Below are 18,018 nucleotides of genomic sequence, written 5' to 3' on the forward strand. Positions count from 1 at the left end.
AAATATGTTGAAAATCATAATTACTTGGATTTCTCATGCACTTGGTGGTGCTGAAAAAAGTTGTTTTGAATTAGCGCAAGAATTGTGCAGCCAAGGACATATTGTGCAATTATTGATCTTTGTTAAAGATCCAACAATGCTACATAAAGTTAGTTCTGAATTTTCTCGACAGCCATTCTTTAAATTGTTTCTGTATCACACGGAAAATGACTACATAAATATATTAACAAAAAGTATTTCAGGATTTCCATACAATATTGATGTACTTTTTTCTAGCCGTAGAACAAATGCGTTGGATCAAATCTTTTGCAAACGCTTTAATATACCTATTGTTGTAATTGCAAGAGAGATATTACAGGAGGGCGCTCATATAAAAAATGTGACAAATTACCAATCTGCAAATTATGTTATTGCGATCTCTGAATCTGTTCGGAGCAGGCTAATATCTTTAGGGGTCAATAAAGACAGAATATTTACCGTATTGAATGGCATCAACCTAGTTGATTCAAGAAAATATCCTCACGATATTTATCCTGAAGTATTTACTTTTGCTTATATTGGTCGTCTTGTATATTGGAAACGAGTTGAACACTTTATTCACTCAGCAAAATTAGTTCAAGAAACTGCAAAAAAACAAGTTAAGTTTATAATTATTGGGGATGGTATAGAAAAGAATAATCTAAAAAAATTAGCGATTGATCTAAATATAGATGTTGATTTTATAGAATGGGTTAGTCCCATTTGGACTTGTAGCTGTTTTTATCATGTTAGTGTTTTAACTTCTTTTGAAGAAGCTTTTGGAAGAATAGTTGTTGAAAGTTTAGCAATGAAACGACCTGTTATTGTCTCCAATTGTGGTGGTTCAAAAGAAATGATAGATGATCAATTGGATGGCTTGATCTATAATAGTGGCAACATTGATGATTTAGCAGAGAAAATGCTATCATTAATTGATGATCAAGATTTTTATCAAAGCTTAAGTTTAAATACTCAAAAAAAAGCTGAAAATTTTGATATTCATAAAACAACAAAAAGAATTACTGAAATAATAGAAGGAGTTTTAAAATGAATCATAATTATAACTTTGATATAGAAGCAGATTGGAATTTAGATCTATACTGCAATTTTAACTGCATATATTGTATTAGTCGTTCTAATCGTTTACCTATAATTCAACAAGAACATATTTCTAGAATCAAATTTTTTTTTGATTCTACGAAAATTATATGGCACATGCATTTTACAGGTGGAGAACCTTTTTTATATCCTGATTTTTTGGATTTATGTTATTATTTTTCTAGTAAACACTATATGAGTGTAAATACAAACCTTTCAAGCGATTTGATTCAAGAGTTCTGCGAAAAAATCAATCCAGCAAAAGTTTTATTTATTAATGCAGGTCTTCACATAGAAGAGCGAGAAAGACTTGGTTTAGTTAAAGATTTTATTGATAAAGTGCAATGTCTCCAGTCTAAAAAATTTCGCGTGTTTGTTTCTTATGTGATGTTGCCATCGCTACTCAATAGATTTAAGTCGGATTTTGATTTTTTTCAAAGTCATGGCATTATTATTTACCCAAAACTGCTTCGCAGTAGATATCAAGGCAAAGTTTATCCTGATTCGTACACTGAATCAGAAAAGAGAATGCTTAGAAAATTTTTTGATATTGTATCTGTCTTCGTTGAAAAAAAAGACAACAATGTATCTGATTTTCCATTAATAGATTTATCGCTAGATCAAAAGTTTATTGATGGTATTCCATCTTTTCAAGGGAAGCTATGTCTTGCCGGTAGTAGATTTGTGAGGGTATGGAATAATGGAGATATTACTCGTTGCGATAAAGGAGGTAAAATAATTGGCAATGTATACTTAGGTGATCTGCAGCTAATGAATAAAGCGGAAGTATGTAATACATATTCGTGTCCTTATTTTTGTGTAAAATATACAAATATGGCTTTACAAATTTAAGGCTAAACACTAAATCTGCTTCTAACACTGAAATTATCTTTTGAGGATTAAAACTCCAGGTGGTGCTATAATTCGGTCATGATGAACGGATGAAAGCCTTGCTAAATCAGCAATCTTTTACCAAAAAGCATCACATCACAGTCATTACCAAACTCCAAATGAACTTAAGTCTACGAATTGAAGGCAAAAACCCTATTTCCGGAGAGATCAAAATTTCTTCTTCTAAAAATGCCTGTCTTGCCTTATTGGCGGCAAGTATCTTAAATAAAGGTCATACCAAAATTGTTGATGTTCCTGGACTTCTAGATGTTGATAATTTAATAAAAATCATCAAATCTTTTGGTGTGGCTATTGACTATGAACCTGAAAACAAAAGTATCACTATTGATGCTTGTCATATTAGTAATGATTCAGCTCCATATCAGCTTGTCTCTAAATTACGAGCAAGTTTTTTTGTTATTGGCCCTCTTTTGGCGAGGATTGGTACAGCACAAATACCTCTTCCAGGCGGTTGCTCTATTGGTTCAAGACCTATTGATTTACATTTAAAAGGATTAAAGAGTTTAGGTGCAGAAATCAGTATTAATCATGGAGTTGTTCATGCAAAAGCACAAAAACTAACTGGTTCGACAATTGTGCTAGACTTTCCAAGTGTAGGAGCAACACAAACAATTTTAATGGCATCATGTTTAGCTGAGGGAGAAACAATAATTGAAAATGCGGCTCAAGAGCCTGAAGTTTTTGATCTTATAAATTTCTGTCGTTCTCTTGGTGTAAAAATCAAAACTGAGTTCCCTGGCATAATTCAAATTAGTGGACAACAATCTATAAAGACTGATATTGAATATAAACCTATACCCGACCGTATGGAAGCAGGGACTTTTATAGCAATGAGTGCAATTACGGGTTGTTCTTTATCGCTTAGTTCTGTTATTCCTAAACACCTTGAATCAGTATTAGCAAAGTTTTGCGAAATGGGATTAAATTTTTCGACTGGACATGACTTTATACACATTAATCCTATCAGTGAGTTAAAACCTGTAAAAGTTACTACTTCAGTATTTCCAGGGTTTCCAACCGATTTACAATCACCTATAGCTGCTAGTCTTGTAATTGCTAATGGACCAAGTATTGTTCAAGAGAATATTTTTGAGAATCGTTTTCTTTATATTCCTGAATTATGTAGGTTGGGAGCGCAGATTGAATTGAGAGAGAATCAGGCTACAATTTTTGGCTCTAGTAAGTTATCAGCAGCACCTATTGAGGCTAAGGATTTACGAGGTGCTGCTGCTCTTGTTGTTGCGGCTCTTGCAGCAGAAGGGACGACTGAGATTTCACAAATACAACATTTAATGAGGGGATATGAAAATATAATTGATCGTTTTAGGTCAATAGGCATAAAAGCTGAACTTGTTGAAGTAAACAATGCAAATCAAGGTAGTGCGTCAGTTTGATGTGGGACTGACAAAGTAGAGAAGCAGTGCAGAAGCAGTGCAACTGTCATCAACGTGATGGAATTCCCACTGTGCGGTCACATCCAAGCTCAGAAGCATGGCAAGATGCCCAATGGTCATCAACGCTATCTCTGTCCTACTTGCCATCAAACCTTGGTAGTGTCTGTGAAGTAATGATGGGCTATGAAGTAATCGGCAATGAGGCATTGTAGTGGTGAATAAATCGCCAAATCGCCGCCTCATGATTGACCAAGGATTTGGAAAAAGACAGGGTGCGCCGCACCAAGCGACTAATCCGCTGACGCAAGGTGTTATTCAACCGCTCCACGTAATTCGTTAATCCGGTCTCTTTGCCCACAGGCCGATGTCGCTTTCGGGGAATAACAGTTCGATAGGCCTCCCAAAAATCGGTGTAGCAGACTGCGCATTGGCGATAGACCCCCGGTAAGCTCTCCCATAGCTTTTGGGCTAATTGGGCTGAACGATTCCCCATTGCCATCCCAACGACCTCACGAGTCACGGCATCCAATGCTAGCCAGATCCAAACCTTTTGCTTCTTGGAACCGACAAACGACCAAAGCTCGTCCAGTTGCAGGATTAAACGGCCTTTTTTTTGGGGCGCACTTGCGCCTGGCGAGGGATGCGACCCGCTTCGACAGCCACATACGATTCAATCCAGGATTCAGAGACCTGCGCGACCCGCGCAATCGCTGCCTGGGAGAGGCGCTCTAATAACAGACGATCAATGAGGGCAATCTGCTCCGGTGTGACTCGTTTCTGAGTAGGGTGCTCAATGAACTGTCGGCCACAGGATTTGCATTTGAAGCGCTGCTTGCCGTTGTGAATGCGGCCATTTTTGACCGTGTGGTTGGATTGGCACTGGGGGCAAGCCGGCATGGACTGGAGCGATGAATGACTGCCGCTAGACTAGCATCATTACCTCAGAGGCACTACCGATAATATTTATCCACGTGAGATTTCTATATTTTTGGTCAAAATTGTCAATCGAAGAGAAATCTATATTTTGCTTAAGCCTCATAAGCAAAAGTGGTGAACCCATCGTGACCACTCCACGCAATTTAAGATTCTGACCTTACCCAATTAAATAATTGATCTGTTTTGTTTTTATAATGCATGACCCCAGAAACTAGAATAAAAAACAGGGAGTTGGGTGTTTTCTTTGATTAGAAGATTTTTTATTTTTGCCTTGAACTGGTCGCCATAGCCTGAATTTTGGGTTGCAACACCGTGGATAAGGAAAACTAGCATGAGTTTAAGTAAGTCTAATCTGAAGGGACACTATAGGCCACTAATCCGAGCTACTAAGCAACATCAACTGTGATGAATTGTCAGGCATAGTAATCTACTATCCTAAGCAAACCGGGTTTCATACTGAACTTCAACCCAGCCATCCATATGCAACTTTACTCGGAAATTTTTAAGCAACCCAGCGGCTAAGACTCCGGCTAAGGATCCAACGAATGCCCCAACTAGCGCGCCGACGGCAGCGCCAATAGGTCCGCCAATTTGGACTCCAACATATGCTCCAACAGCAGAACATCCCAGAACGAGCACTGCCGTAGTTACAGAAACTACTTTTTGTAGTCGTGACTCATTTTTAACTTGACCGAGCATCTTGCTGTTATGACTCATGATCTCACCTTTTATGATTGATATTGTATTGTACTACAAGTCTGTAGGCACTACCCACCACTGTTTAGCCAACACAGTATCCATTCTCAAAACAATGATCGCCTCTTGCCACAGCGTGATCACATTGCTTTAGCACTGGGCTATTAGGTGTAGGTGGGCAATGCTCACCCTATGGATGTTCAAAGCTATGCACGAGAGTCTTGCCGATCGTCAACTCACAGCAAAACCATTATATTGGCGCATCAGAGGCGAGTGATAAGCCAGCACAATTTCCTCTCTGGGAATTCCCCGATCGACCAGCTCATTCGCAACACCCACCTCCGTTCCGTCATACTGAATCCAGACCTTGCCTTGCTCTAGATCGATGTGAATCAATGCGCCATAGACGCGGCGCTCCTCAAGCCAGCCCGTGCGCAGCAATTGGTAGCGATCGCGCTCCAGATCAAACATCAACTTCATCTGAATTGCGCCATAAGCAGGCTTGATCTGGCTATGTTCAGTCAAAACTTCCTGAACGATCCGCCGATAGCGTTCTAATTTATCCATACTATCCAATATCTCTACGATTGCTGAAACTTCTAGTTATTCCGCTGTATAAATCATTTCTGCCGAATCTAAAATAGCCTGACGACGAAGGAAATTACGACTATTTATAACGCTTTGATGAGTCAATAAATCCACTGGGCGTTGCAAGAGCACTGCCAATTCTTCTCGCATTTGAATAAATTCAAAGCCCCAAGAATGATGAGGGCTAAATTTGACCAAAAAATCCACATCGCTATTCACGGAAAAATCATCTCTGAGAACTGAGCCGAAGAGAGCAAGTTCAACCACTTTCCATCGTTGGCAAAATTCAGCAACCTGCTCTGAGGTAATGCCTAATCGAGATTGAAGTTTAGGGTCGAGTTGCCGTGCAGTCATTAATCATCACCTCAGTTGTCTTGGCTTCTATACAGCGCTATTGCATCATCGAGAGGTTGGGGACTGCTGCCGCACAGGAATTTCAATCATAAACTCTGTGCCTGCTCCTCTTGTTGAATGACAGTAGAGTTTACCCTTATGTTTTTCAGTAATAATTTGATAGCTAATGGAAAGTCCCAAACCTGTACCCTTACCGACGGGTTTCGTTGTAAAGAAGGGGTCAAAAATACGCGATCGCACCTCTTCAGGAATTCCTTGACCATTATCAGCGATCGTAATTTTAATTTGATCTTGATCATTAACTTCCGTGCGCAACCAAATTGCATGAGAACTATGCTGCATTTCTTGATCAGTACAGACTTGATTGGATTCTTCAATCGCATCAATAGCATTATTCAGCAGATTCATAAATACTTGATTGAGCGATCCGGCATAGCACTCCACTAAAGGTAAGTTGCCATATTGTTTTCTAACTTGAATTGCCGGACGAGTTGCAGTTGCCTGAAGCCGATGCTGCAAAATCATCAGAGTATTATCCATTCCTGCGTGGATATCAACTGCTTTGAACTTGGATTCATCTAACCGTGAGAAGTTACGTAACGAGAGCACAATTTTTTGAATTCGCTCACTCCCGGTTTGCATTGATCTGAGAATGTTAATCATGTCATCTTGCAGGAAGTCAAGATCAATGTCTTCCCTTAAATCTTGTAATTCCTGAATGGGGCTAGAAACATATTTTTGATAGGCAGTAACAAGCTTTAATAGGTTCTGAGTGTAAGTTTTGATATAAGTTAAATTGCCATGGATGAAGTTAATGGGATTGTTGATTTCATGGGCAACACCAGCCACCAGCACACCCAAGGCTGACATTTTCTCAGACTCAATTAGTTTGACTTGTAACTGCTTGAGATCCCTCAGCGCCACCTCTAGTTCGCGAGTGCGATGCTCTAGATTGGCTTGGGCTAGTTCAAAATCTCGAATAACACCTTTAAGGATACGTTCTCTTTCTTCGCTTGTATCTTCCAGTTGTCGCCGATCGGCCTCTGAACGCTCTAATTTTTTCGTGAGAACTCGTACCTGCTTCTCTAACTCTCGTAGCTTTTGCTGATCAGCATTGGCTTCCATGGGACTTTTATGCTGTGCCTAAAAGCAAGGTAATGAAAGTTTCTTGGTGATAGTAATTAGAACCCTGTTGTTGAAGCGGTGCAAATTCGCCATAGGTATAAAAGCCCGCGATCGGCATAATTTTAGGTAGCGCATTTTTGACTAAATCATATTCTTCCTTGGCTCGGGTTCCCAACAACCAACGACGACAACAACAAGAGAAAAGCAACACTGCCTCTGGCTCTGTTCCAGGATAATTGTCTAGAGCCATTTTGAAAGAAGTTTCAGAGGCAGCAATCACTTGATCTCGGCTAATTTCAGCCAGTTGCACAGTTGCGCCTTGGGGAATATTTCCCAAAAAATTAATGCTGCCGGTTTCTAGGTCGCAGGTGTTGGGGACTCGTAGATAGCAGCGATCGCTATCTCCTTCATAAACATAGAGAGGATGCTCTGCGGTAGGAGAGCGATCGCCCAAGTATTTTTGGTAAAAGTTCAGCGCCGATTGACCATCAATTTCATACAAAACTGTGTTGTGAGATTTGGTGACTGTGCTCTTGGAGCCAATGGGCTGCCAACCGCAGCCCGTGCCATGGGAAAAGCGCAAATCTCCAGCAAAAATCAGAACCGGCAGAGCATCGGTGAAAACTTCTGTTCCAAAAAATTGATAGGTTTTTTTGAATCGAAATTGATCGCCTGCGGTGCCACCCACAACGGGGACATTTTTCCCTAAAGCCAGCTCCAATCCTTTCAGAATTTGCTCGCCGCTGGTTGTTGAACCATCGGCCGTATAACTGGCTGGAACTGTGATGCAGAGCTTTGCGGGGGTTAGGCTTTTTTCGGTGGCTTGCTGCACGGCCTGGCGAGCAGCGGCGATCGCGTCCTGTTCGGTTTGGCGACCCACACCCGCATAAATTTCCACGGTGTCTGAGCAAAATAACGTTAGGGTCAGCGAGTCTTGTTGAAACCCTAAAATCGAAGAGATCTCTCCATCGGTGGTGCAACCAATGAGTTGCAAATTCGGAAAAGTCTGATTGATTTTTTGTAAAATTAAGGCATGATCAAAATCAATAGCCGCAAATAATAGTCCTGCCTTGGGCAGCATTCCCGCTAATTCACGGGTACATTGTTCTAGCACTTCTTCAATAGCATCTTGGGAGTCAGGATCATCGCTATGACCAAGAATTGTTTTGAGCATGTGCCTTTTCTCCGCAAGGGGACTGATCAATGTGATTGGCTTGAGTGCCCTGAAAGCTTTACGATGTCAGTCATCTTTCAACAGGAATTATTACCTGACCGACACTGACGATCAAGTTAAGTTTCATGAGCGAAAAATAATAAATGCTTTGTCTAATCTGCGATAGGGGGCATATCCAGCTCATTACCCTCTGTTGTTACTACAATTTGGCAAATGATGACATGGCGAATGTATAAATCACTACTACCCCTTGAGCCACTACAACGATCTATTAAACCGCAAGGGCGGGATTATTTTCTGTTGAGGGATGAGTCAACTTTGTTACAGCCTCCCATGCCGAAAGAACAGCACTCAAGTCAGGATCTTGATGCTGTTCGAGTCTGCATGACTTGATTTTCTGCTGATTGGGGACTGAGAGACGGTTTGGCTGCTCGTGACTCAGGAGTGGAATTGTGGACGATCGAGCCGATCGAGCAATGGGCTGCGACGGTCGATCGCCCTATGGCCTAAGTCAATCCTCTGTCGTCGCCAAATCCAACAGCAATCGCCCCAACAGCCGCGCGTCCTCATCGGACATTACCAAACACAGCGATTCCGTTTGCCCCAAACAATCATCCAGTGATTGAGGCTGTTTTAACGCAAAGCTCAAATGCACCTCGTTGGTCAAATGACAGATCCGTTGCCCCACGATCGTCACACTGGTGCGATCGCTCATTAACGTCATGTCATGGGTCACGAGCGCTTGAATCTGCATGGTCTTTTCCTGCCAATTGTTTGGGAATTTTTTGTGACGCTTGGAAATACTTTTGAAAGGCGTGATCATCAAGCTTCAACCCGGGATTCAGTCAGGCGTTTAACGCCCTGTGGGCCAAATATGGTGGACTGAAAATTATGATCCGGATTCAGTCAAAGCGGCCGCTAAATCGGGAATAAAGGTGGCGTACATTCCTCGCAAATCGCCGGGCTTGAAATTGTAGGCCAGATCTTCGGGATAGTTGTCGGCTACGAATTTGGGCCGGCGGGATTTTTGCCCATGACAAGCTAAACAACCAGGCGATACATTAATGCGGCGAAAATAGTGCATTCCAGGCTGGCCATTCACCTGGCCTCGCTGCCACAAACCTTGTAATTCGGGATTGGCTGAAAACTGTTCTAAGACCGCCAATTCTGTGGCGTTCTGGGGCCGATGTTCTGGGTTTCGATACTTTTGGGAAACTTGGCGCAACTGCCAACCTTCCGTTTGGGCGATCCGTTTGGCTTCCATTCCCACTGGCTTACACACGGCTTTCATGGTTTCGGCAGTGGGGGGAGCGGTTTGGCCTTCCAAGGTGGAGGCGAGTCCCGATCGCAGAGCATCGAGGTTTTCAATGGCTTCCACCGCTTTGGTCAATTGCTCGGGGCTGGCGTTGGCTTGGGCTACCGGGGCGATCGCACAATTGAGGGCGATCGCCCAAATCAGACTGATACCAACCATTAGGATTCGTCGCATGTGGAAATCTCCGGTGGGGAAAAAGTGGAAAGATCAATCAATGATTGAGCACAAAGCCCTAAATATTTCTGATCAGAAAGAAAGTAAATTCGCGCATTTCCTTCCTTCCGACAGGCTACCAACCGAGCCATTCGTAACATTTGCAAATGTTTGGAAACGTTGGCTTGGCTCAGACTCGTTGATTCGCTAATTTCGGTAACATTGCACTCACCTTGGCAAATGCGCCAAAGAATTCCCAATCGACTGCGATCGCCCAACAATTTGAACAGGTCAGCGAGTCGATCTAAATCAGGGCTGGCCGCAGCGGGAGTCATTTCAGCCGACAAGTTCAACAGGGAATTAGGTGTGGTGCGGGGCATGAAGATGAGAGCCAGTGTTTGGCTCAAAGGATTGGGAAATGGGCCGCAGGAGCGAAAGGCCAAATAAAAGCTTTAGCCCCCACAGTTCAAACCAGGGTAGCCCAATTCCCCATTGCATTTTGAGTAGGAAGTAGCGTTCAAAGGCTGCTTTTGCCCAATTCACCCAAGCGCCTCGGGTGGCGTAGGAATAGCGTCGTTGGCCACTAACGGGATCAGGCAAAATTGGGGCAGCAATGTAGGCAATGCCGGTTTGGCCAAATTCCGCAAAGCAAAGGGCTTCGAGGGTGGGAACTTGGTGTGGACGGGGCAAAGATCCCAAGTCCACGGCGATGTTGTAGGCCACCGCTGCGCCCATGGCTTCGGTCATTTGGCCGCTCTTGGGTAGCCCGATCGGGACAGGTGTGTGATAGGGCTGCTCCAGATGCACACTCACCCCCAGGGCATAGATCCGCTCGTGGTCTCGGTGGCGCTGGGTGGGCAGGATCGGAATAAAGCCTCGATCGTTCCCTAACCCAGAAGCCTGCACATATTCCGCTCCCCGGAAAGCGGGCAAAATCATCGCGTAGCCAAAGGGAAATTGGCGACCATCGGCGAGTTCCACTCGATCGGGCAACACTCGATCGATCTCCGCATTGGTCACCACCTGTATCCCCTGCTCTGCCAGAGCTCCTTCCGTTAGCTCGCGAGCCATATACAGATCCGGCAGCCCCAAATAGCCCGCGTAGGGTTCCGGTGTGATGTAGGTAATCGTCACCTGATCCCGCAGGCCGCGTTTGCGCAATTCCTCATCGGCCAGCAGTGCAAACTCATAACCCGGCCCCAAGCAACCGGTTTTCGGCGCGGCTCCCACCACCAAATCCGTCGGATTTTCCAGAAAAGCTTCCCAGGCCTCCCGGGCGATCAGCGCATGAGCGGGATTGCAAACAGACTGGGTATACCCCCCGTGGGGCCCCAAACCGGGGATTTCATCAAAAGCCAATGAAGGGCCGCTGGCAATGACTAAGTAGTCGTAGGAAAGCACCTGATCATTGGCGAGCTGCACCGTTTGTCGATCGGGATCCACCCGCACCACCGCACTGTCCACCCACTCCAACCCATGGCGCTGGCAGAGGGAAGCCACATCAAGCTGCACATGCTCCAGGGGAATTTTGCCCAAGGCCACCTGAATCAGGCCCGGAATGAAGGTGAACTGGGGACGGTCAGACACCAAGGTAATTTGATGCCCGCCCTTGAGCCAATGTCGCAGTTCATAGGCCGTGGGCAAACCGCCTAATCCTGCACCGATCACGATTACCTGTGCCATTGCCGGGTGCTCCCTTGTTTCGTACTTGCTTATTTAGTTATATAGTTTATTATACAGAAAGCAGCAAGTCCCGATCGCAATTCCTCCGAATCCCCAAATCTCCGGCTGGCAAGATTTCCAGGGGTTGATTGTCTTGCCTGCGATCGCCCCGTCTTTTCCCATCTGCTGGGTTTTTGCCCTGGGGCTGACGGAATTGCCCCAAACCACCTCTATTACCCATTGCGGAGTTTTTTCAGATGTATCACCTCAGCAAAGTTCTGAATCTGCCCTTTGATGAAGCCATTACCCACACCAAAGAAGCCCTCAAACAGCAAGGCTTTGGGGTGCTGACGGAAATTGATGCCAAAGCGGCCTTTAAACAAAAACTCGATGCGGAATTCCGGCGCTACACCATCCTGGGAGCCTGCCATCCACGCATTGCCTACGGCATCTTGCAAGCGGAAGACAAAGCCGGCGTTTTCTATCCCTGCAATGTGGTGGTGCAAGAACAGGCGGGCGGAACTGTGGAAGTGTCTGCGATCGACCCCACAGTCATGTTTGCAGCCCTTGAAAACCCAGAGGCCAAGGGTCTTGCTCTGGAAGCCAAAACCTTGATGGACAAGGTGATGGAACAGCTATAGCTCCTGCCCGATCGCCCGCTGAGTGAACCGCCCGCGTGAGTCGGCCCGCAACCCGCATGTCTCACCCCCCGCTCCAAAGTTGCTTGCAGGCAAAACGGTAATCGTGGGGGACGGTGGTCTTGTTGCTGGTTGTCTAGTTTCTTATCTGACTGGAAAGCGTGATCAAGGGCGATCGGGTAAAGCCTAAACCGGTTGAACAATGCTTCAATTCATTTGCCCTGTTAGGTCATTCAAGCATCAAGAATTTGGAGAACAATCAATATGTGGAAATTACTAGCACTGCTGCAAAATCAACTGATTTGGTCAGTGCCAATTTTCATGGCTGCAGGAATTTTATTTGGACTTGTCACTGATCCGGGGGGACTCAAGGATCTAATTGTTCCCCTCACCTTTCTCATGGTTTATCCAATGATGATCAACTTGCAATTTGGCAAGTTGGTGGCTGGGGGAAACTGGAAACTGCAAGGGGTTGCCCAGTTTATTAACTTTGGACTTGTGCCATTTTTGGCTTATGGTATTGGCTGGCTTTTCTTCCGCGATCAACCGCTGATTTGGCTGGGGTTGTTGTTAACGGGATTGCTTCCCACCAGCGGCATGACCATTTCTTGGACAGGTTTTGCGAAGGGAAACCTGACAGCCGCAATTCAAATGACTGTGATTGGCTTGATTTTAGGTTCTCTGGCCACGCCCCTCTATGCCCAAGCTTTGCTAGGACGAGCCATTGAAATTCCCTTGATGGAAACCTTTAAGCAAATTGCGATCGTGGTGTTTTTGCCCATGATTTTGGGTTTGGTCACGAAAAAAGTGCTGATTTCAACGGTTGGAAAACAAAAGTATGAGGGAAACCTGAAGAAAAAGTTTCCAGTCTTTTCAACCCTAGGCGTGTTGGGAATTGTGTTTGTGGCAATGGCGCTGAAAGCGAAGGCGATTGTGGCTTCACCGCTCGTGTTTCTGGGCTATTTCGGGCCGTTGATGCTGATTTACCTGATCAACTTTGTGTTGAGTACGGTGGTGGGCAAAATTTGGTTTTCCCGCGAAGATGCGATCGCTCTGGTCTATGGCACGGTGATGCGTAATTTGTCGATCGCCCTGGCTATTGCAATGACGGTATTTGGGGCTAAGGCGGGCGCTGAAATTGCCCTAATTATTTCTATGAGCTACATCATCCAGGTACAGGCGGCGGCTTGGTACGTGAAGCTAAGCGATCGCTGGTTTGGTAAACCTGTTGTGGAAGGTCTGTAGCGGCTGGGCTGCTCTGAGGTGATCGGAAGGGCGATCAGTTTGGATCGCCCTGAAAAGTTTTCGGAAAAGGTTTTAGGGAGTCGATCGGGGAAGGGGCGGCAAAGAGCGCGGCGGGCCGCCACCGTTGAACATATTGAACGGCGAAGCGGCGCGGCTTTGGATGAGGGCCTTGAGGCGATCGATCTCCGTCACCAGGCTGAAGGGCCGGAAATCATTCAAAGAAGCCACCTGATCGAGATGAATCAGCGACACATGAATCGGCGTGCTGCCATTGACGGCGGCCGGTTCCGTAATGCTGCCGGGCATGACACGGTAGGCAACCAAAAAGCGCTCGCCGCCCACCTCCGCAATCTCGCCCTTGGTGTAATAGTCGCTGGGCGATGCGCCAAAAATTGCCGCCGTTAGGGACAGCATGTTGCTGGTTTCAATTTGCCCCGTGACACTGAACACGCGCCACTGATCGTCCAATTCCTGAAGCGTGAGGCTGAGGGGAGTCGATCCTTGAAAAAAGCTGGGCGCAATGGTCTCCGCTTGGGCCGGCAGCCCGATCGCCCCGATCATCACCACGGGACTCACGAGGCCAAGCAACCATCGCCGCAGATTCGGGTGAATCTTCTGCATAGAATTTTGTTAGAACCGGAGAAAGCGGGACGATTCAGGATAGATTCCGGTCGCGCTTCAGTCATAGCCTAGAAAAAAGCCATCGCTTGTGGCTGCTCAATGGTTCTCAATCAATGTTTGCTGCGGGTGCTTTGCTGTGGGTGCTTTGCTGGGGGTGGCGATTCCTTGGGCTGCCGGTGCGTCGGTTGTCGGGGCGATGATTGGTCTTCAGTGCGGTTGAAAGTTTCAGCGTTGGGTTCCTTGCTATCGTTTGGATGGCGATGGTTGGGGCCCGCCAGCGTTCAATATGTTTTTTCTCCGGCAGGAGGTGCAAGTCATGCCAGCCCTTGTGCAATGTGCCCTCAGTGATGCCAATTTGGATGCCAAGTTGGCCCGTAACCAGCGGCAACTGGCGATTTCGGTGGCGGCCCAGGCCGGCCATGGGCGGGTGCGATCGAACCTGTGCTTGATTCTCGATCGCAGCGGTTCCATGCGCGGCCGACCGATGGAGATGGTGAAAGCGGCGGCGCGTCAGCTGGTGGGTCAGTTGGCCCTGGGCGATCGCCTGTCGTTGGTGGCCTTTGACCACGAGGCCCAAGTGATTTTGCCTTGTCAGGAAGTGGCCCCGGAGCCGCTGTCAATTTTGCAGGCGATCGAGGGTTTAGCGGCCGGCGGCGGCACTTGCATTGATGAAGGTTTGAAGCTGGGCATTGAAGAACTGGCGCGATCGCGTAAGGAATCGGGTTTGTTGGGCAACATCAAAGCCGATCCAGGCGGAATCTTGCCCACTGCGCCCTCGGTGTCGCAAATTTTCCTGCTAACCGATGGGGAAAACGAGCATGGCAACGATCCCCGCTGTTTAAAGATGGCGGAATTGGCCGCGAGCTACGGCATTTCAGTCCATTGCCTCGGATTCGGCAGCCATTGGAACCAAGACACCCTGGAACAGATTGCCGACGCGGGGGCCGGGGCCCTTTGCTACATCGAACAGCCGGAAGATGCACCCGCCGCCTTTGAAACGCTCTTGGCTCGGGTGCAGTCGGTGCAGTTAACCAATGCGCGGTTGTTGTTGGCGTTGGAGTCACCTGTGCGCTTGGCGGAGCTGAAGCCGATCGCTCAGGTGGCCCCGGAAACGGTGGAACTGACGGCCCTGGAGTTGCCCGATGGTCGGCTGGAGGTGCGGTTGGGCGATTTGATGGTGGATGGGCCGCGGGTGGTGTTGGTGAATGCCTATGTGGCTCAGTTGCCGCCGGGGGATCATCGGTTGGTTCAGGTGCAGGTTTGTTATGACGATCCGGCCACGGGTCAGGTGGATGTGCTGTCGGAGCCGATCGCGGTGATGGGGCGATCGCTCGAACTCTTTCACCCGGCTCCCAATGCCCCAGTACAGGCTCACATCGGCGCATTGGCCAAATATCGCCAAACCCAAATTGCTGAAACCAAGCTGCAAACGGGCGATCGCCAAGGGGCGGTGACCATGCTGCAAGCGGCGGCCCAAACGGCTTTGCAAATGGGCGATCGCAACGCGGCGACGGTGCTGCAAACCCAGGCCACCAAACTCCAGGCGGGCGATGACCTGTCGGAGGCTGATCGCAAAAAGACCCGCATTGCCTCAAAAACCACCCTTCGCTAGGGGGGCGATCCCGCCCGATCGCGCCGGGCAACCTCACCCCCGATCGGCTTGGGTTGGCCACCCCTGCGGCCCATACTGGAAATGGGGTATTTTCTGCATTCCAGACGGCTCAGCGCTGAACATGGCATTGCTGCACCTTGGGATTATTGTTGGGGCTAATTAACAGTTAAATAACAAATTCTGAGAAACCCCGATCGCCCCTATTGTTTCGCTGAGAGGCTGACCCGATCGTGAACCGTTTTAATTGGAAATCAACCCAAGCTTGGCCCATTCTGATCGCGGCCCTGGGGCCCTGGTTGCTGATTTTAGGGGCGATCGGGCTGCTGAATGCGATCGGTTTAGGGGTGGTGGTGCAGGCGATCGGTTGGTTGCTGTTGCTGGTGATTTTGACCCCGATCGTGCTCAGTGTGGTTGGTTTATGGTGGCTGCGGCGCAACTTGGTGGCCGGCCCCTGCCCCGCCTGTGGCTATCCCGTCACCACCCTGCGCGGCTTCAGCAGCAACTGTCCCAACTGCGGCACGACCCTGAGTGGGTTGGGGCAAACGGTGCAGCGCCAATCGGCTCCCGGCACGATCGATGTGCAAGCGGTGGAGGTGGGCAAACGAGAGCTACGGGATGCCACCCCACCCGACCAACGCTATTGAACGCTCATGCAGTTTTCGATCCCTAATCTTGAGCACTAGGCAATTAATTAGTGGAAATCGAGAGTTGATAGGGTTGGCGGCTGCTGGGGTTGCGATCGCCCACAAAAATCTCATAGTTGCCCGCGCTCCAATAGCCCGGCATTTCCGCCACCCCATTAGCCGCCGGAATGCAAAATTGACCGCTCGGCCCCACCACCAACAGCGTTAACCCATCACCCCCCTGCACCTTCACCCGCAGAGAGCCAAAATCCTGACCCACTGCCAAGCGATGGTTGGGCGCACCGGCCACAAAGCCACAACTGGTGCTGGTGCTGCCGCCGGCCGTGCCCGATCGAAGAATCGGTTCACTCATGCCCGGCCCCAGGGCAATCAAATCGGCCCGGGCCGGCGCTGCCCAAGGCACGATCGTGACGATCGCCAGGCTGGCGGTCAAAATCGAGAAAAATCGGTTGGTTTTCATGGCAGCATCTCCTGATGGTGAGCAGCCGGGCCTCCAAAACTTGGCAGAACGCCGGATCGCGAATAAATCCAGTATGCGGCCCATGCTCTACCCGATCGCGGGGGCACTTCCTGTTTATGAACTGGCCGCCCTCAGGGAACCCACTCTCCACAAATTCCGCGCGATCTCATGCTGCTAGACTTCACTAGCGAGCAGATACAGCCTTTACCTCAAACGATTGGTACGTCAGATCGCAGATGATACGAAGCTGTTAGTCGATGGGCATTGCTCACCCTACAGTCTGCTGTACTTATTAAGCGAGGTAAGGGCTGTAGTTGGGTAATGTGTAACCTGAGTTTGATCAAGTTAGGGGCGAAAGACCCGAATGAAAGGCTCTTTGCGGTAGCGACGATACACATCGAAATCCTTATCTAAAGTTGCAATTTCTGCAATTCGTAATCGTTCTGAAATAGCTACCAATGCTAAATCTGCAAAGTCTCCAGGTAAATCTGAGTATTGTTCATTGAGTTCTACAATTCTTTGAAAATCATGACGATTTAATGACTCACAGCAATAAATATTCTGTGCTAAATGGTTCAGAAAAATATTTTGAACTTGCCAACTTTTATTCAATAACCAAAGTACTTCCGTGACACAAGCCAAAGTTGTAATCAGTTCACTTCGACAAGCGCCAAAGAAATCAACAACTCGACTGTGGTATCGATCCTCAGCATTATAAAAAGCAATTAAAACGCCTGAGTCCACTAGCACTTTTGCTGGCTTCATGATTGATCTGTAGTGGATTGATGGAGTCGATCGGCCAAGGCTACTCGCCTTAAATCTCGATCAGCCAAGTCACCATCATGCAGCCAATGCTCTGGTAATCCACCCATGCGCTCAAGGATCGTCGGTGGCATTTCCTGTTGTTTGAAACTGAAGAGTGATCGAATGACAGTCCAAAGAAGTAACCACCGATCTCGCCATGGCAAGGCTAAGGTTGCCTCACGAAGCTCCAATAAAGTCATGCTTGTGTCTTTTCAGTTAATGTTATTTGGGGTTCTGAGCAAATCATATCTTACACTTCAAATACAATTCCTTTCGGCCTGGCCTGGTGCTGCCCAAGGCACGATCGTGACGATCGCCAGGCTGGCGGTCAAAATCGAGAAAAATCGGTTGGTTTTCATGGCAGCATCTCCTGATGGTGAGCAGCCGGGCCTCCAAAACTTGGCAGAACGCCGGATCGCGAATAAATCCAGTATGCGGCCCATGCTCTACCCGATCGCGGGGGTACTTCCTGTTTATGAACTGGCCGCCCTCAGGGAACCCATTCTCCACAAATTCCGCGCGATCGAGCTAGCGGAGTATTTTGACAACTGAGGTTGAAGAGATTACTG

The 18,018-nt window shown here is 47.5% G+C and carries 23 protein-coding genes; 10 read left to right on the forward strand and 13 right to left on the reverse strand.

Annotated elements, in window-relative coordinates; translation table 11 throughout:
• Window positions 1-4: 4 nt before the first annotated feature.
• The 4 genes from AC2IAX_RS11565 (at window position 5) to AC2IAX_RS11580 (ending at window position 3,596) form a co-directional block, all read left to right on the forward strand.
• The gene (locus AC2IAX_RS11565; protein WP_494387625.1) at window positions 5-1,069 is read left to right on the forward strand and encodes a glycosyltransferase family 4 protein; all 1,065 of its coding nucleotides are present in this window, start codon (window positions 5-7) and stop codon (window positions 1,067-1,069) included.
• Window positions 1,066-1,968 (forward strand): radical SAM protein, encoded by a 903-nt coding sequence (locus AC2IAX_RS11570; protein ID WP_494387626.1) that lies wholly within the window; start codon window positions 1,066-1,068, stop codon window positions 1,966-1,968. The genes AC2IAX_RS11565 and AC2IAX_RS11570 overlap by 4 nt, the downstream gene beginning before the upstream one ends.
• An 89-nt stretch (window positions 1,969-2,057) precedes the next feature.
• Window positions 2,058-3,422 carry a UDP-N-acetylglucosamine 1-carboxyvinyltransferase gene (murA, locus tag AC2IAX_RS11575; RefSeq protein WP_494387627.1) on the forward strand — a complete coding sequence of 455 codons (1,365 nt, stop codon included), beginning with the start codon at window positions 2,058-2,060 and terminating at the stop codon, window positions 3,420-3,422.
• A 57-nt stretch (window positions 3,423-3,479) separates the two neighbouring features.
• The gene (locus tag AC2IAX_RS11580; protein WP_494387628.1) at window positions 3,480-3,596 is read left to right on the forward strand and encodes an IS1/IS1595 family N-terminal zinc-binding domain-containing protein; all 117 of its coding nucleotides are present in this window, start codon (window positions 3,480-3,482) and stop codon (window positions 3,594-3,596) included.
• Window positions 3,597-3,603: 7 nt separating this feature from the next.
• On the opposite strand, the gene AC2IAX_RS11585 is transcribed toward AC2IAX_RS11580, so the two are convergent.
• From AC2IAX_RS11585 to AC2IAX_RS11630, 10 genes are all read right to left on the reverse strand, one after another.
• Window positions 3,604-4,319, reverse strand: a protein-coding gene (locus AC2IAX_RS11585; RefSeq protein ID WP_494387621.1) for an IS1 family transposase whose coding sequence is annotated in 2 segments (ribosomal slippage) — window positions 3,604-4,034 and window positions 4,034-4,319 — 717 coding nt in all. Because the reading frame shifts where the segments join, the coding sequence is not laid out codon by codon here.
• Between the two features lie 474 nt (window positions 4,320-4,793).
• The gene (locus tag AC2IAX_RS11590; RefSeq protein ID WP_494387629.1) at window positions 4,794-5,075 is read right to left on the reverse strand and encodes a hypothetical protein; all 282 of its coding nucleotides are present in this window, start codon (window positions 5,073-5,075) and stop codon (window positions 4,794-4,796) included.
• Between the two features lie 210 nt (window positions 5,076-5,285).
• Window positions 5,286-5,621, reverse strand: coding sequence for a XisI protein (locus AC2IAX_RS11595; RefSeq protein WP_494387630.1), 336 nt, complete (start codon window positions 5,619-5,621; stop codon window positions 5,286-5,288).
• Window positions 5,622-5,657: 36 nt separating this feature from the next.
• Window positions 5,658-5,996: a nucleotidyltransferase family protein gene (locus AC2IAX_RS11600; protein WP_494387631.1), complete on the reverse strand. Its 339-nt coding sequence runs from the start codon at window positions 5,994-5,996 to the stop codon at window positions 5,658-5,660.
• A gap of 45 nt (window positions 5,997-6,041) precedes the next feature.
• Entirely contained in the window at window positions 6,042-7,121 is a 1,080-nt protein-coding gene (locus tag AC2IAX_RS11605; protein ID WP_494387632.1) for a sensor histidine kinase, read from the reverse strand.
• 7 nt (window positions 7,122-7,128) lie between these two features.
• A complete protein-coding gene (locus AC2IAX_RS11610; RefSeq protein WP_494387633.1) occupies window positions 7,129-8,295 on the reverse strand; it encodes an FIST signal transduction protein in 1,167 nt (388 codons plus the stop codon).
• 511 nt (window positions 8,296-8,806) lie between these two features.
• Window positions 8,807-9,049 (reverse strand): hypothetical protein, encoded by a 243-nt coding sequence (locus AC2IAX_RS11615; protein ID WP_494387634.1) that lies wholly within the window; start codon window positions 9,047-9,049, stop codon window positions 8,807-8,809.
• A 135-nt stretch (window positions 9,050-9,184) separates the two neighbouring features.
• On the reverse strand, window positions 9,185-9,769 hold the full coding sequence (locus AC2IAX_RS11620) for a Tll0287-like domain-containing protein (protein WP_494387635.1): 585 nt from the start codon (window positions 9,767-9,769) through the stop codon (window positions 9,185-9,187).
• Window positions 9,769-10,143, reverse strand: a complete 375-nt coding sequence (locus AC2IAX_RS11625) for an ArsR/SmtB family transcription factor (RefSeq protein ID WP_494387636.1) — start codon at window positions 10,141-10,143, stop codon at window positions 9,769-9,771. The genes AC2IAX_RS11620 and AC2IAX_RS11625 overlap by 1 nt, the downstream gene beginning before the upstream one ends.
• On the reverse strand, window positions 10,124-11,446 hold the full coding sequence (locus tag AC2IAX_RS11630) for an NAD(P)/FAD-dependent oxidoreductase (RefSeq protein ID WP_494387637.1): 1,323 nt from the start codon (window positions 11,444-11,446) through the stop codon (window positions 10,124-10,126). The genes AC2IAX_RS11625 and AC2IAX_RS11630 overlap by 20 nt, the downstream gene beginning before the upstream one ends.
• Before the next feature lie 236 nt (window positions 11,447-11,682).
• Between AC2IAX_RS11630 and AC2IAX_RS11635 the strand changes: the two genes are divergently transcribed.
• Complete coding sequence (locus AC2IAX_RS11635) at window positions 11,683-12,066, forward strand: DUF302 domain-containing protein (RefSeq protein ID WP_494387638.1); 384 nt, start codon at window positions 11,683-11,685, stop codon at window positions 12,064-12,066.
• A gap of 261 nt (window positions 12,067-12,327) precedes the next feature.
• Window positions 12,328-13,308, forward strand: coding sequence for an arsenic resistance protein (locus AC2IAX_RS11640; RefSeq protein ID WP_494387639.1), 981 nt, complete (start codon window positions 12,328-12,330; stop codon window positions 13,306-13,308).
• 72 nt (window positions 13,309-13,380) lie between these two features.
• Here the strand turns inward: AC2IAX_RS11640 and AC2IAX_RS11645 are convergent, their stop codons facing one another.
• Window positions 13,381-13,929, reverse strand: coding sequence for a hypothetical protein (locus AC2IAX_RS11645; RefSeq protein WP_494387640.1), 549 nt, complete (start codon window positions 13,927-13,929; stop codon window positions 13,381-13,383).
• A gap of 316 nt (window positions 13,930-14,245) precedes the next feature.
• On the opposite strand from AC2IAX_RS11645, the gene AC2IAX_RS11650 reads away from it, so the two are divergent.
• Complete coding sequence (locus tag AC2IAX_RS11650; protein WP_494387641.1) at window positions 14,246-15,541, forward strand: vWA domain-containing protein; 1,296 nt, start codon at window positions 14,246-14,248, stop codon at window positions 15,539-15,541.
• Window positions 15,542-15,771: 230 nt separating this feature from the next.
• Window positions 15,772-16,185: an FmdB family zinc ribbon protein gene (locus AC2IAX_RS11655; protein WP_494387642.1), complete on the forward strand. Its 414-nt coding sequence runs from the start codon at window positions 15,772-15,774 to the stop codon at window positions 16,183-16,185.
• A gap of 43 nt (window positions 16,186-16,228) precedes the next feature.
• On the opposite strand, the gene AC2IAX_RS11660 is transcribed toward AC2IAX_RS11655, so the two are convergent.
• Window positions 16,229-16,645: a hypothetical protein gene (locus AC2IAX_RS11660; RefSeq protein ID WP_494387643.1), complete on the reverse strand. Its 417-nt coding sequence runs from the start codon at window positions 16,643-16,645 to the stop codon at window positions 16,229-16,231.
• On the opposite strand from AC2IAX_RS11660, the gene AC2IAX_RS11665 reads away from it, so the two are divergent.
• Window positions 16,644-16,823, forward strand: a complete 180-nt coding sequence (locus tag AC2IAX_RS11665) for a hypothetical protein (RefSeq protein ID WP_494387644.1) — start codon at window positions 16,644-16,646, stop codon at window positions 16,821-16,823. The genes AC2IAX_RS11660 and AC2IAX_RS11665 overlap by 2 nt on opposite strands.
• 167 nt (window positions 16,824-16,990) lie before the next feature.
• Here AC2IAX_RS11665 and AC2IAX_RS11670 read toward each other — a convergent pair whose 3' ends face one another.
• A complete protein-coding gene (locus AC2IAX_RS11670) occupies window positions 16,991-17,410 on the reverse strand; it encodes a type II toxin-antitoxin system VapC family toxin (protein ID WP_494387645.1) in 420 nt (139 codons plus the stop codon).
• A 396-nt stretch (window positions 17,411-17,806) separates the two neighbouring features.
• Between AC2IAX_RS11670 and AC2IAX_RS11675 the strand changes: the two genes are divergently transcribed.
• Window positions 17,807-18,001, forward strand: a complete 195-nt coding sequence (locus tag AC2IAX_RS11675) for a hypothetical protein (RefSeq protein ID WP_494387646.1) — start codon at window positions 17,807-17,809, stop codon at window positions 17,999-18,001.
• Window positions 18,002-18,018 lie beyond the last annotated feature (17 nt).

Source organism: Limnothrix sp. HT2024 (genome assembly GCF_059138625.1).

Excerpts from the sequence above, each read along its gene's own strand:
- AC2IAX_RS11565 (WP_494387625.1), top strand. The coding sequence starts at position 5 with ATGTTGAAAATCATAATTACTTGGATTTCTCATGCACTTGGTGGTGCT.
- AC2IAX_RS11570 (WP_494387626.1), top strand. The coding sequence starts at position 1,066 with ATGAATCATAATTATAACTTTGATATAGAAGCAGATTGGAATTTAGAT.
- murA (WP_494387627.1), top strand. The coding sequence starts at position 2,058 with ATGAAAGCCTTGCTAAATCAGCAATCTTTTACCAAAAAGCATCACATC.
- AC2IAX_RS11580 (WP_494387628.1), top strand. The coding sequence starts at position 3,480 with ATGGAATTCCCACTGTGCGGTCACATCCAAGCTCAGAAGCATGGCAAG.
- AC2IAX_RS11590 (WP_494387629.1), bottom strand. The coding sequence starts at position 5,075 with ATGAGTCATAACAGCAAGATGCTCGGTCAAGTTAAAAATGAGTCACGA.
- AC2IAX_RS11595 (WP_494387630.1), bottom strand. The coding sequence starts at position 5,621 with ATGGATAAATTAGAACGCTATCGGCGGATCGTTCAGGAAGTTTTGACT.
- AC2IAX_RS11600 (WP_494387631.1), bottom strand. The coding sequence starts at position 5,996 with ATGACTGCACGGCAACTCGACCCTAAACTTCAATCTCGATTAGGCATT.
- AC2IAX_RS11605 (WP_494387632.1), bottom strand. The coding sequence starts at position 7,121 with ATGGAAGCCAATGCTGATCAGCAAAAGCTACGAGAGTTAGAGAAGCAG.
- AC2IAX_RS11610 (WP_494387633.1), bottom strand. The coding sequence starts at position 8,295 with ATGCTCAAAACAATTCTTGGTCATAGCGATGATCCTGACTCCCAAGAT.
- AC2IAX_RS11615 (WP_494387634.1), bottom strand. The coding sequence starts at position 9,049 with ATGCAGATTCAAGCGCTCGTGACCCATGACATGACGTTAATGAGCGAT.
- AC2IAX_RS11620 (WP_494387635.1), bottom strand. The coding sequence starts at position 9,769 with ATGGTTGGTATCAGTCTGATTTGGGCGATCGCCCTCAATTGTGCGATC.
- AC2IAX_RS11625 (WP_494387636.1), bottom strand. The coding sequence starts at position 10,143 with ATGCCCCGCACCACACCTAATTCCCTGTTGAACTTGTCGGCTGAAATG.
- AC2IAX_RS11630 (WP_494387637.1), bottom strand. The coding sequence starts at position 11,446 with ATGGCACAGGTAATCGTGATCGGTGCAGGATTAGGCGGTTTGCCCACG.
- AC2IAX_RS11635 (WP_494387638.1), top strand. The coding sequence starts at position 11,683 with ATGTATCACCTCAGCAAAGTTCTGAATCTGCCCTTTGATGAAGCCATT.
- AC2IAX_RS11640 (WP_494387639.1), top strand. The coding sequence starts at position 12,328 with ATGTGGAAATTACTAGCACTGCTGCAAAATCAACTGATTTGGTCAGTG.
- AC2IAX_RS11645 (WP_494387640.1), bottom strand. The coding sequence starts at position 13,929 with ATGCAGAAGATTCACCCGAATCTGCGGCGATGGTTGCTTGGCCTCGTG.
- AC2IAX_RS11650 (WP_494387641.1), top strand. The coding sequence starts at position 14,246 with ATGCCAGCCCTTGTGCAATGTGCCCTCAGTGATGCCAATTTGGATGCC.
- AC2IAX_RS11665 (WP_494387644.1), top strand. The coding sequence starts at position 16,644 with ATGGCAGCATCTCCTGATGGTGAGCAGCCGGGCCTCCAAAACTTGGCA.
- AC2IAX_RS11660 (WP_494387643.1), bottom strand. The coding sequence starts at position 16,645 with ATGAAAACCAACCGATTTTTCTCGATTTTGACCGCCAGCCTGGCGATC.
- AC2IAX_RS11670 (WP_494387645.1), bottom strand. The coding sequence starts at position 17,410 with ATGAAGCCAGCAAAAGTGCTAGTGGACTCAGGCGTTTTAATTGCTTTT.
- AC2IAX_RS11675 (WP_494387646.1), top strand. The coding sequence starts at position 17,807 with ATGGCAGCATCTCCTGATGGTGAGCAGCCGGGCCTCCAAAACTTGGCA.